Source organism: Enterococcus sp. DIV2402, from assembly GCF_017426705.2.
GTDB classification, from domain to species: domain Bacteria; phylum Bacillota; class Bacilli; order Lactobacillales; family Enterococcaceae; genus Enterococcus_F; species Enterococcus_F lowellii.
Map to the genome: position 1 here is coordinate 2,702,501 of NZ_CP147251.1, position 13,705 is coordinate 2,716,205.

A 13,705-nucleotide genomic window follows, 5' to 3' on the forward strand; every position below is an offset into this window, starting at 1 on the left:
AAAAAGGTTACCTCACCGACTTCGGGTGTTACAAACTCTCGTGGTGTGACGGGCGGTGTGTACAAGGCCCGGGAACGTATTCACCGCGGCGTGCTGATCCGCGATTACTAGCGATTCCGGCTTCATGTAGGCGAGTTGCAGCCTACAATCCGAACTGAGAGAAGTTTTAAGAGATTAGCTTAGCCTCGCGACTTCGCAACTCGTTGTACTTCCCATTGTAGCACGTGTGTAGCCCAGGTCATAAGGGGCATGATGATTTGACGTCATCCCCACCTTCCTCCGGTTTGTCACCGGCAGTCTCGCTAGAGTGCCCAACTAAATGATGGCAACTAACAATAAGGGTTGCGCTCGTTGCGGGACTTAACCCAACATCTCACGACACGAGCTGACGACAACCATGCACCACCTGTCACTTTGTCCCCGAAGGGAAAGCTCTATCTCTAGAGTGGTCAAAGGATGTCAAGACCTGGTAAGGTTCTTCGCGTTGCTTCGAATTAAACCACATGCTCCACCGCTTGTGCGGGCCCCCGTCAATTCCTTTGAGTTTCAACCTTGCGGTCGTACTCCCCAGGCGGAGTGCTTAATGCGTTTGCTGCAGCACTGAAGGGCGGAAACCCTCCAACACTTAGCACTCATCGTTTACGGCGTGGACTACCAGGGTATCTAATCCTGTTCGCTCCCCACGCTTTCGAGCCTCAGCGTCAGTTACAGACCAGAGAGCCGCCTTCGCCACTGGTGTTCCTCCATATATCTACGCATTTCACCGCTACACATGGAATTCCACTCTCCTCTTCTGCACTCAAGTCTCCCAGTTTCCAATGACCCTCCCCGGTTAAGCCGGGGGCTTTCACATCAGACTTAAGAAACCGCCTGCGCTCGCTTTACGCCCAATAAATCCGGACAACGCTTGCCACCTACGTATTACCGCGGCTGCTGGCACGTAGTTAGCCGTGGCTTTCTGGTTAGATACCGTCAAGGGATGAACATTCTCTTCTCATCCTTGTTCTTCTCTAACAACAGAGTTTTACGATCCGAAAACCTTCTTCACTCACGCGGCGTTGCTCGGTCAGACTTTCGTCCATTGCCGAAGATTCCCTACTGCTGCCTCCCGTAGGAGTCTGGGCCGTGTCTCAGTCCCAGTGTGGCCGATCACCCTCTCAGGTCGGCTATGCATCGTTGCCTTGGTGAGCCGTTACCTCACCAACTAGCTAATGCACCGCGGGTCCATCCATCAGTGACGCAAAAGCGCCTTTCAGCTTTCTCTCATGCGAGAAAAAGCATTATGCGGTATTAGCACCTGTTTCCAAGTGTTATCCCCCTCTGATGGGCAGGTTACCCACGTGTTACTCACCCGTTCGCCACTCTTCTTTTCCAGTGAACCGAAGTTCGGCGGAAAAGAAGCGTTCGACTTGCATGTATTAGGCACGCCGCCAGCGTTCGTCCTGAGCCAGGATCAAACTCTCATAAAAAGTTGAAACAATCTTTCGATTGTTAAGCTCATAAATAACGTTTGCTAGCATTACTGCTTGCTTGTTTTGTGTTACTTCTATCTAATAGAAGTGTCCTACACAATTGGTTCGTTTGCTTGCTTTGTTCAGTTTTCAAAGGTCTACTTTTGCTGTTCTAGCAACTCTTATATCTTATCAGCTAGACAACTTAATGTCAATACTTTTTTAAAATATTTTTTGAAGAATTTTCCAAACAATTTCTTTCAGCTACTTTTAACAACTTACAAATCATAACATTCAATCATGTTATTTGTCAACAAGTTTTTTAACTTTTTTCGTTGATAATTCAACGTTTTTAGCCATTTTTTCTTGGCGACTTTGTTATAATATCATTTGTTGTTTGTTTCGTCAACAACTTTTTTCAAAATTATTTTTTGAACTTGTCGTTGAGGACATTTACTAATATAGCAAGTCTGAAACCAAAAAGCAACTAGAATATATAAATATTTTACAAAAAAAAATTAGAAGCGAATTTTATAAAAAAACTTCGCTTCTAACGTTCGTAAAAACATCTCTTTTTTCACAAAAATCACGTGTTATAAAATTAACTTTCGGATAATTTCACCAGTAATTATTAGGAATCGGATGTACTTTTAGCAATTGGAATATAAATTCTAAAAATAGTGCCTTGTCCTAGACTGCTTTCAGGAATAATTTTGCCTTTATAGCTCTCCAAAAGTTGTTTTGCAATCGAAAGTCCTAACCCATTCCCACCTTTTGTTCGTGCCCGTGCTTTATCTACTCGGTAAAACCGATTAAAAATTTTTGGTATGTCTTCTTCAGAAATGCCCTCTCCAAAATCTTGAATCACAATTTCAAAATCTTTGGTATTGCTCGAAATAGACACATGAACTTCATTTCTGTTTGTTGAATATTTGACCGCATTATCCATAATGATAATTAAAATCTGCTCAAAATGATTACGATAGATTTTCAATGTCTTTTCTGTCGCTAAATCATCATCTAATGTAAAAACAAATTCTGGGTATAACATCTTAAAATTATTGAAAACTTGATAAACCACTTCTTTTGCTTGAGTGGTCTCGTTGCCATAATAGACATCCACTTGTTCTGCTCGCGATAAGTCTAACATTTCCTGAACAAGAGTTTTCATTCGACTAATTTCCTGCATACTCGCGGCTAAAGATTCTTCTAATATTTCTGGATCATTTTTTCCCCAGCGATTTAACATATTCAAATGTCCTTCAATGACTGCCACGGGCGTTCTTAATTCATGAGAGACATCCTCAACAAATTGCTCTTGCTGTTCAGTATACGAACGCATACGATCTAACATACCATTGAAAATTTCTGCTAAATCAGCTAGCTCATCATTTGTATCGATTTTAGGAGTATGAATATCTGTCTGAGGATCTTCTTGAATTTTTTCCATCGTATCACGTAAGATTTTTAAAGGTTTTAAGAAATATGAAGATAAGAAATAACCCAAGATGCTACTCACTATAATAGAAATAATTTCGATAACGATCAACAAAATCAATAAACGTTCACGAATCGCATAAAACGACGTTAATTCATAAAAGGTTTGTACATAACCAATTTTTTCTCGTGTTTCTTTGGAATAAATTGGATGTACGATAATAAAACCTGTCAAACCGTCAATTTCTACTACTGAAGGTTTCTTCACTTCTGTTTGGGTCAGTTGTAAATTCTTTTCTCTCGTTTTAAAAATCAACTCTTCACTTAAATTATAAACATATAAAGTTAGTTCTGGTTGCCCTAATTCAGAAATAAATGGATCAATGTTCATCAAGATACCTTCCAAGGTAGATGTACGATCATATAGGCGATTTTCACCATTGGCACTATTTGTTAAATTTCGATAGGTATTTACCAAACTCAATTGACTATTAGCATTTGCTAGTCGAGAGACAACTTCGTAGGTTGCTTGCTCGGCATTTTTACGTTCTTTTTCAACAAATAAAGCAACTGCTGATTTATAGGTCAAAACAGAAAAAATTGTAAAAACAACAAATATAAAGAAAGAACTGGCAAAAGCCCATTTGATAGTCAAAGAGGGCTTCTGTAGTTCTCGTATCTTCATTATTCTTAATTTCAAACGTTTCATGAACGCATCACATAACCTGTTCCGCGAACCGTTTGAATATAACTTTCGTCCCCAGGAACGTCAATCTTATTACGTAAATAGCGAATATACACATCAACAACGTTTGTTTCAACTTCTGTTTCGTAACCCCAAACTTTATTTAACAAAACATCTCTTGCTAATACTACATTGACGTTTTCCATTAAAGTTAATAGTAGTTCATATTCACGTTTAGTTAGCTCAATAATTTCAGACCCACGACGCACAACACGGTTTTCTTTTTCAATAGTTAAATCGCGATACGTAATTGTTGTCTGTTTAGCGACATTCTTATCACCTTCAATATCAATTCGGCGTAATAATGCGCGCAAACGTGCTAGTAATTCTTCGATAGCAAATGGTTTCACAATGTAATCGTCAGCTCCATGATCTAGACCAGATACACGATCAATAACAGAGTCTCTTGCTGTCATCATGATAATCGGTGTATTTTTCACTTGGCGAATACGACGACACACTTCTAATCCGTTTAATTCAGGTAACATTAAATCAAGCAAAATTGCATCCCATTCACTATTTAATGCAGCATCCAGACCCGTTCTGCCGTTATAATGAACTTCTGTTTTGTAACCTTCATGTTTCAATTCTAATTCTACAAATCGAGCGAGGTTCTTTTCATCTTCTATGATTAGAATATTACTCATTTAATTATATTCCCCTTTTATCAGTCATTACATATTAAAATGTTATCCCAATTTTATCATGGATAGCTAAATTAAAAAAGAGATTCGTCTATTTCTTCTCATAATAGACAAATCTCTTTCTTTTTTAATAAAAATTGTTCTTATTTTTCGTCATACCATGAATAATGGAAAATTCCTTCACGGTCTGTACGTTCATACGTATGTGCGCCGAAGTAATCACGTTGTGCTTGGATTAAATTCGCTGGCAAACGATCGGAACGATATGAATCGAAATATGAAATGGCTGATGAGAATGTTGGTACAGGTACTCCTGCTTGAACGGCTAACGCGACCACATCACGAACAGCTTGTTGGTAGTTCGCAGTAATGTCTTTAAAGTAATCATCCAACAATAAGTTTTCTAAATCAGCTTCTTTATCATAGGCATCGGTAATTTTTTGCAAGAATTGCGCACGGATAATACATCCTTCACGCCAAATTTTCGCAATTTCACCGAATGGTAATTCCCAATTATATTCTTTTGAAGCAGAACGTAATTGCGCAAAGCCTTGCGCGTAGCTCATAATTTTACTGAAATACAAGGCTTGACGAATTTTTTCAACAAATTCTTTTTTATCGCCTTCAAACTGATACGCGGCTGGTTTTGGTAAAACGTTACTTGCTTGTACACGTTCCTCTTTATATGCAGAGATATAACGAGCAAAAACAGATTCTGTAATTAATGGTAAGGGGACACCTAAATCTAGGGCACTTTGACTCGTCCATTTCCCAGTTCCTTTATTGCCAGCTGCATCTAAGATTACATCGACAATTGGTTTCCCTGTGCCTAAATCGTCTTTACGTGTTAGGATATCCGCAGTAATTTCAATTAAGAAACTATCTAACTCCCCTGTATTCCATTCGGCAAAAATTTCGGCCATCTCATCCACAGACAAACCTAAAATGTTTTGCATTAAATCATACGATTCCGCAATTAATTGCATATCTCCGTATTCGATGCCGTTATGCACCATTTTTACATAATGACCTGCGCCATCTGGACCAATATAGGTCACACAAGGGGAGCCATCTTCTGCTTTCGCAGAAATTTTTTCTAAGATAGGTGCCACTAATTCATAGGCTTCTTTTTGACCGCCAGGCATGATTGATGGGCCTTTTAAGGCACCTTCTTCTCCACCAGAAACACCGGTTCCAATAAAGTTAATGCCAGAGTCTGCTAATTCATTACTACGACGGATCGTGTCTTGGAAGAAGGTATTTCCGCCATCAATTAGCACATCCCCTTGATCTAAATGTGGTAATAAGGATTGAATGGTTGCGTCTGTTCCGCGGCCCGCTTGAACCATTAATACAATACGACGTGGTTTTTCGATAGAATCAACAAATTCTTCCACGCTGTAAGTTCCTTTTAAATTTTTATCTGGATTGTCATGAACCACTTCTTCTGTTTTTGAACCGGTACGGTTGTATAAAGCAACAGAATAGCCGCGGCTTTCGATATTTAGCGCTAAGTTTTTACCCATTACGGCCATCCCAACAACGCCAATTTGTTGTTTTGTCATCTGTACTCCTCCTATATCAATCATTGGAAATTTTTAACCTCTTTTATTATAACTCAAAATGCTTTTCATTCAAATGAAAACTATTCTAAGTTTGATAAATTTTTGGAATTTTTTGAAAATAACATGAAAAAAATAAACCTTAGGCTCCATGGTTAGCCTAAGGTTTGAAATTCATTTTCTGAAAAAATGAATTAATCTTCTTTTGTTGCTACATCTTTACCATCATAATGTCCACAGTTTCCGCAAACGTGGTGGCTTTTTTTCAATTCACCACAGTTTGGACATTCGTTTAAACCGTTGATAGATAATTTGTAGTGTGTACGACGTTTAGCTTTTTTAGCTTTTGAAGTTCTTCTAGCTGGTACTGCCATTTTGCTACACCTCCTTAAAATTGCAAGCAACCGAATTGGCTGCGATATATTCCAATCTTACTCTTCTTCCTCTTCAAATAAAGCGGATAGTTTTGCAAGACGAGGATCGATAGTTGTTTGCTCTTGTGATTCTTGTTGATGTTGGAAATCATCTTCAGAGAGGACTACCCAATCATCACCTGATGGTAAGTCATTTGACTCTTGCTCTGCTTCAGTCAATACTTGCATCGGAATCTCTAGCAAAATATTATCAGCGACAGAATCGTCTAAATCCAATGTTTGAGTTTCTAAAATTAAAATCTCTTCTTCTGGAAGCAGCTCATCTCTTTGCTGATATTGCTCCGGTGTCATGAATACCTCATTGACTGAAAATTCCAAGGGTAATTCTACGGGTTCAAGAGAACGAGTAGATGGTAATGTAATAACTGTATTCACAGTATAATGTAAGATATATTCTTTCTTGCTTACAGTTACCATTCCTTGTACTTTGACTGGAGCCAAATCGATTATTTGATTGTCTCGCGCCATCAATTCGTTTTTAAGAGTCAATGTCTCTTCAAACGTTAGGGGCATGTCTTGATATTTTCGTAATTCTAATAAAGACCATTTCATTTTTTCATCACCTCTAAGCAACAAAAGCTATTATACAGAGGTTATTTTCCTTTGTCAATGAAATTTTCTTGACACCTTTTTCATTTTTCAAAAATAGAGTCAAATTGTTATTTTTAAGCTATCTTTTTATGAAAAACATCTCATTTACTTATAGGAATTCTCTTGTTTGTTGCTATTTTTTACAAAAAAAGCAGGGATGATTAACTCCCTGCTTTAAACACAACGTTTTAGATTGCTGTTGTTTCTCCACGGTAGATAATTCCACGACGAGGGTCTACAGTCACTAATTCGCCATCTTGGATAATTGTTGTTGCATCTTTCGCACCAACGATTACTGGAAGGTCTTTAGCAATACCTACAACAGCTGCATGCGAAGTCAATCCACCATCTTCAACAACTAATGCTGCTGCTTTTTCGATTGCTGGCATATATTCTTTATCAGTTGTTGGTACAACTAATACCATACCATCTTTCGCTTTAGCAATTGCTTCTTCTGCATTTGCTGCAACAACGGCATTCGCAACGATTGCGCGTCCACCCACACCTTGAGCTTCAATTAACTTAGAACCGATTAATTGAATTTTCATTACGTTTGTTGTTCCACGTTCACCAACTGGTACACCGGCTGTAATAAGGATTAAATCGCCTTCTTCTGCAAAACCTAATTCAACAGCTTTCTTAGTTGCTAAGTCGAACATTTCATCTGTTGTTGATGGTTTTTCAGCAACAGTTGGATAAACACCCCAGTTTAACATCAAACCGCGTTTTGTACGTTCGTCAAATGTTACAGCTAAGATATCTGCATCTGGACGATATTTAGAAATCATTTTAGCAGTGTAACCTGATTCAGTCGCTGCTACGATACATTTAACACCTAAGTTTTTCGCTGCACGTGCAACAGATAAACCGATTGTTTCAGTCACGTCTGTTTTGTCAAATTGATTGATTTGATAAGTGCCTAATTTCAACATTGATTTTTCAGCTTCTTCATCAATACGAGCCATTGTCGCTACAGATTCCACTGGGTATGAACCATTTGCAGATTCACCAGATAACATTGTTGCATCTGTTCCATCAAATACTGCGTTTGCTACGTCAGATGCTTCTGCACGTGTTGGACGTGGATTTGATTGCATAGATTCTAACATTTGTGTCGCTGTAATAACGGCTTTACCCGCAGCATTACATTTTTTAATGATGTCTTTTTGAACCATTGGTACAAATTCAGCTGGAATTTCTACACCCATGTCACCACGAGCAACCATAATACCATCAGAAACTTTTAAGATTTCATCGATATTATCGATACCTTCTTGAGATTCAATTTTTGAGAAAATTTGCACGTGTGTGATATTTTTCTCTTCTAAAATTTCACGGATTTCTAAAACGTCTTGTGCTTTACGTACAAAACTTGCAGCAATAAAGTTGATTTCATTATCTAAACCAAAACGAATATCTTCTGCATCTTTTTCAGTAATCCCTGGTAAGCTGATTGAAATACCTGGTGCATTAACCCCTTTACGAGATCCTAACATACCATTATTTTTAACTTCTACTACTAATTCACGATTTGCTTCGTCTTTTTCAATAACTTCCATGTCGATTAAACCATCGTCAAATAAGATGTGTCCACCAACACGAGCATCATCAAATAATCCAGGATAAGTTACAGAGATTTTTTCTTTTGTTCCTTTTAAATCTGGATCCATTGCAATACGAGTGATGTCGCCTACGTTAAACTTGATATAACCAGCGCGTCCGTAGTCTTCATCTGTTGTATCTTGAACAGTTGTACGAATTTCAGCACCTTTCGTATCTAAAAGAATTGCCACATCTTTTCCTGTTACTTCTACTGCTTCGCGAACTAAGTTCATACGAGCTAATTGTTCTTCATGATCCCCATGAGAGAAGTTGAAACGGAACGCATTTGCTCCTGCTTCAATCAATTGAGAGATAATTTCCACAGTATTACTAGCTGGTCCTAATGTGCTAACGATTTTTGTTTTTTTCATTGAATGTTATGCTCCTATTCGTTTTTTTATAACAGCTTAATGCCTTTTACTCAAAACAATATAATCTTTATTTGCTTAGAATGATAATTCTTGGTTTAATGCATATAATGAAAGGTCAGGTTTATGTTTTCTATTTTCTAATGTATCAATAATATCAGAAGCAACAACTTTATTGTCTAACATACCTACACATAATCCGCCTTTGCCTTCTTGTAATAATTCAACAGCATGACCACCAAATTTACTTGCAAGAACGCGGTCACGCGCACTTGGTGAACCTCCACGTACAACGTGTCCTAAAATAGTTACACGTGCGTGGAAATCGCCGTATTCTTTTAATTTATCTGCAAATTCATTTCCACCCATTACACCTTCAGCTAAAACGATTAAGCAATGTTTTTTGCCTCGGTCACGGCCTTCTTTGATACGTTTTGCAACAGTTGCCATATCAAATTCGTGTTCTGGAATAATGATTTCGTCTGCTCCACCGGCAACACCTGCCCATAAAGCGATGTCTCCTGCGTCACGACCCATTACTTCAATGATGAATGTACGTACGTGAGAAGTAGCAGTATCACGGATGCGGTCTAATGAGTCTAATACAGTATTAATTGCTGTATCAAAACCAATCGTAAAGTCAGTTCCTGGAATATCGTTGTCGATTGTTCCTGGGATACCAACTGCAGGATAACCACGTTTTGTTAAAGCTAGTGCACCATGGTAAGAACCATCTCCACCAATAACAACTAATCCTTCAATTCCGTGTGCTTTTAATTGTTCAATTCCTTTTAACTGCCCTTCTTCGGTTGCGAATTCAGGGTAGCGTGCAGAATATAAGAACGTTCCTCCTCGTTGAATCTTATCGCCAACATCAGCAATTGTTAGCTGGCGGATATCACCTGCAACTAAACCGGCAAAACCATAGTTAATTCCGTAGACTTCCATTCCATTGAAAATAGCTTTACGAGTTACCGCACGAATTGCAGCATTCATACCAGGTGCATCTCCGCCACTGGTTAAGATTCCGATGCGTTTCATATTCAATTTCACCTCATCAAATTTATATTTTAGTAAATTCCAATTAATTGCTTTAATAAGCATTAACTACCAGTAGTATTCTACCATTAATTGTGACAAATGTCTTGAATTATGAAGAAAAAAACCAAAAAAATGAAAACAACTAATGAAAAATTACAGAAAACTAACGAAATACGACATTATCGTCGCCTAATAGCTGTTTTAACGCCATTTCTGACTTGTCTGTAAAAACAATCCAACTTTTTTCATCCAATAATTGTTTTTTGTGACTCCCTTCAAAAAAGAGAATAACAGGGACATTTCCCGTATATTCTACCAACAATTTTGCCAAATTGGGCAAGACATCTTTTTCTTCTTGTGCGCTAATTCGCAAATAGCATGTTTTATCGGCAATGCTTTCTTCCATTTGGCTTGCTCGTTCAATTCGCGATGCTAAAATTTGCAATTCACCATTAAATGAGCTCGTTTCTGCCTTTCCTTCTATATACAGAACTTGACTTAACGCAACGTTTGTACGAATGTGGCGATAGAGTGTAGGAAAAATGGTAACTGAAATATCACCACTGGCATCATTTCCGTCTAAAAATGCCATTTGTTCGCCTTTTTTGGTTCGAATTTCTCGAATATTTTTAATGTATAATAAAACTCGGACTGGTTGATTGGTCACCAGTTCCGCTACATCTTGAACATTTTTTCGTTGACGGATTTTTGAGAATTGTTGCACAGGATGACCTGATAAATATACACCTAATAATTCTTCTTCCATCGCTAATTTTTCTTCTAAAGTGTAGTCTGGCATTGTTTGGTCTTTTAACGTCATCATCCCCAACAATTCCATACTTCCCCCACTGTAAAGTACATTTTGGATTTTACCCTCAAGTTGTGTAACCGCTTGCTGGCGATTTGTTTCAATCTCGTCAAAAGCGCCGACTGAAATTAGCGGAGTAATTAACTCTTCTTTTAACCATTTACTATTCCGTTGATTCAAGCGAACTAAGAATTGATCGATTGAGGTATAACGACCATTAGTTTTTCTTTCTTCTAAAATATCCGACAAGAAATCACGGCGAACGCCTTTAATAGTCCCTAAACCAAAACGTATTTCAGTTAAAGAATTTAACCAAAAACCATAACCGCTCTGGTTGATCGATGGTGGAAGTAATTGAATATGATGTTTCTGTGCTTCATTCATATATTCTTTTACTTTAGTCGGATTATGGCGAACCGATTGCAACAACGCTTTAAAAAAAGGCGCTGGATAATGCACTTTTAAATAGGCCATCTGAAAACCAACAAAGGAATAAGCAAACGCATGTGATCGATTAAATCCATAATCAGCGAAACGTTCGATATAGTCATATACTTCATTCGCTTTTTCTTCACTGTACCCTTTTGATTGTGCACCTTTTACAAAATGTCGACGTTCTTCATCTAAAACATCTTTTTTCTTTTTGCTGATTGCACGACGTAAAATATCGGCTTGTCCTAGCGTAAAACCAGCCATTTGAGATGCGACTTGCATAATTTGTTCTTGATACACCATAATGCCATACGTATTTTCTAAAATAGGTTGTAAATTAACATCTGGATAAGTGATTTTTTCTTTTCCTTGTTTGCGGCGAATAAAGGTATCAATGTTTTGCATAGGACCTGGGCGATACAACGCGTTCACCGCTGCAATATCTTCAATATTTTCAGGACGCAAGCGACGTAACACATTGCGAATACCTGCTGACTCAAATTGGAAAACACCCGCTGTTTCTCCACGTTGAAATAAGGCTAAGGTCTGCTCATCTTCTAAAGAAATGTCCTTTTGTGTAAAGGATTGTTTCGTTAGTTGGCGAATTCCTTGTAATGTATCATCAATGATTGACAGATTTCGTAATCCTAAAAAGTCCATTTTCAACAATCCCACTGTCTCAACATCATTCATCGTAAATTGGGTTAGCCAAATTTCTTCAGAACCAGCTTGTAGAGGGACAATGTCTGCCAACTTGTTGTCACTGATGACCACACCGGCAGCATGGGTAGACACATGACGAGGCAAGCCCTCTAACAGTTTGGCTACTTGATAAATTCGTGTGTTGCGTTCATTTAAAACAACTAATTCACGTAACGCTTTTGATTCTTTATAAGCTTTTTCTAGCGTCATTTTTAGCGCGTTAGGGATTGCACGTGACCAACGATTTGCTTCGCTTTGAGAAAGTCCAAAAACTCGACCCACATCACGTAAAACCATTTTAGCAGCCATCGTACCAAACGTCGCTATTTGCGCAACATGTTCTTGACCATATTTATTTTTTACATACAATAATACTTCTTCTCGGCGATTGTCTGGAATATCCAAATCAATATCTGGCATAGTATACCGTTCTGGATTTAAGAATCGTTCAAATAGCAATTGGTATTGAATCGGATCAACGTCGGTAATAGATAAGACATATGCTACTAAAGAACCCGCAGCTGAACCACGCCCAGCACCTGTTACAATTTGTTCGCGATGGGCAAAAGCCATGACATCCCAAATAATTAAAAAGTAATCATCAAAGCCCATTTTATTGATAACAGATAACTCATAGGTCAGGCGTTCGTGATAACGCTCATCAAAATGTGGTACTCGCTTTGGTAACAAATCAAAACAAAGCTCATGTAAATGCTCACGTGCCGTTTGATTCTCCAATGGATAATGGGGCAATAGTTTTTGATGAACCGGTAATTCTAAGTGACAGCTATCAGCGATCGCTATCGTATTTTGCAAAGCTTCTGGGAAATGAGCCTCATACCATTCTTGTTGCTCATTCGCTGTAACAAGACTGTTATCGGTTAATTGCTGTAATTCTTGACGCAAATCATCGATATGTGTCCCTTCTTTAATGCGCTGGAGAACATTGACTGCAAAGGCTTCCTCATTGTGCAAAGAATCAATCAATTGATAGGCTGCAGGAGGTACTTGTTGCGATGTCCACCACTCGACTTGTTCAGGCATTAATGCTTCCTGAGGCGCTACACCGTAAAAGAAAGCGTCTTTATCAAAACATTGTTGTAATTCATTCAAGCGTTTTGTTGCCAAGGGAACATCCGATGAAAATAACTGACTCAATTCATTTTGTGTAGGTAAAATTGCAATCAATTGTTGCGTGGGGTCTAACGATTCTAAGGTAACTGTTCCCGTAATCATTTTTTGACTGGATAGTTTCATTAGCTGTTGATATCCTGCATAATTTTTCGCAAATAGAAAAATGGGATGCTCTTGTTCTGTTTCAGTAGAATGATAGTTTAATAACAAGCCAACAATCCCTTTAATATCAACTTTTTGACAAGCTTGCATAAATTCTAAAGCTCCGTGTAAATTGTCTACATCGGTTATCCCTAATTGCTGATAACCTAGTTGTTTGGCTATAGTGACATATTGAGGAATTTTAATAGTACTTTGTAACAAAGAATACGCCGTCTTTGTCGTTAATTGAGCGGCACGTGTCATGTTGATTCCTCCTAGATTATTCTTCATTGAAAACATAAAAAGAAAACGTGAAAATCTTTACAAGTCTTAAAAATGTGGTAAACTAAAAGCAACATTTCAAGTTTGAAAGAAGGTGTAGCAATGTACTACATTGTAACATTTGTTTGGGCAATTCTTTTAGGTCAAATCGTGGGTTTTCTTGGCGGTGCTTTATCTAAATCCCCTTACGATTTTAAAATGACCTTAATCGCTTCTATCATTGCAGCAGTTTTTGTAATTATTATTGGAAAATTTGCTGTACCAGATGAAAAAAAATCTGTATCAAACGATCAAAAACATGCATAAAAAAGACCAGTTACATTTTATTGTA

9 protein-coding genes and 1 rRNA gene (1 of these 10 only partly in view) are annotated in these 13,705 nt (G+C 38.0%); 1 reads left to right on the plus strand and 9 read right to left on the minus strand.

Features of this window, described 5'->3' with window-relative positions; translation table 11 throughout:
• From DOK78_RS13160 to dnaE, 9 genes are all read right to left on the minus strand, one after another.
• Window positions 1-1,469, minus strand: a 16S ribosomal RNA gene (locus DOK78_RS13160) (it extends 89 nt beyond the left edge of the window).
• A 613-nt stretch (window positions 1,470-2,082) separates the two neighbouring features.
• On the minus strand, window positions 2,083-3,597 hold the full coding sequence (locus DOK78_RS13165) for a HAMP domain-containing sensor histidine kinase (RefSeq protein ID WP_207942612.1): 1,515 nt from the start codon (window positions 3,595-3,597) through the stop codon (window positions 2,083-2,085).
• Entirely contained in the window at window positions 3,594-4,280 is a 687-nt protein-coding gene (locus DOK78_RS13170; protein ID WP_016175539.1) for a response regulator transcription factor, read from the minus strand. The genes DOK78_RS13165 and DOK78_RS13170 overlap by 4 nt, the downstream gene beginning before the upstream one ends.
• 140 nt (window positions 4,281-4,420) lie before the next feature.
• On the minus strand, window positions 4,421-5,842 hold the full coding sequence (gndA, locus tag DOK78_RS13175) for an NADP-dependent phosphogluconate dehydrogenase (protein WP_339076290.1): 1,422 nt from the start codon (window positions 5,840-5,842) through the stop codon (window positions 4,421-4,423).
• A 191-nt stretch (window positions 5,843-6,033) separates the two neighbouring features.
• Window positions 6,034-6,213, minus strand: a complete 180-nt coding sequence (gene rpmF / locus DOK78_RS13180) for a 50S ribosomal protein L32 (protein WP_207941836.1) — start codon at window positions 6,211-6,213, stop codon at window positions 6,034-6,036.
• Between the two features lie 57 nt (window positions 6,214-6,270).
• On the minus strand, window positions 6,271-6,825 hold the full coding sequence (locus DOK78_RS13185; RefSeq protein ID WP_207941835.1) for a YceD family protein: 555 nt from the start codon (window positions 6,823-6,825) through the stop codon (window positions 6,271-6,273).
• A 227-nt stretch (window positions 6,826-7,052) separates the two neighbouring features.
• Window positions 7,053-8,837, minus strand: a complete 1,785-nt coding sequence (gene pyk, locus DOK78_RS13190; RefSeq protein WP_207941834.1) for a pyruvate kinase — start codon at window positions 8,835-8,837, stop codon at window positions 7,053-7,055.
• Between the two features lie 75 nt (window positions 8,838-8,912).
• Entirely contained in the window at window positions 8,913-9,875 is a 963-nt protein-coding gene (gene pfkA, locus DOK78_RS13195) for a 6-phosphofructokinase (RefSeq protein ID WP_207941833.1), read from the minus strand.
• 163 nt (window positions 9,876-10,038) lie between these two features.
• Window positions 10,039-13,356 (minus strand): DNA polymerase III subunit alpha, encoded by a 3,318-nt coding sequence (dnaE, locus tag DOK78_RS13200; protein WP_207941832.1) that lies wholly within the window; start codon window positions 13,354-13,356, stop codon window positions 10,039-10,041.
• 120 nt (window positions 13,357-13,476) lie between these two features.
• Between dnaE and DOK78_RS13205 the strand changes: the two genes are divergently transcribed.
• Entirely contained in the window at window positions 13,477-13,680 is a 204-nt protein-coding gene (locus tag DOK78_RS13205) for a YjzD family protein (protein WP_207941831.1), read from the plus strand.
• The last annotated feature ends 25 nt before the right edge of the window (window positions 13,681-13,705 follow it).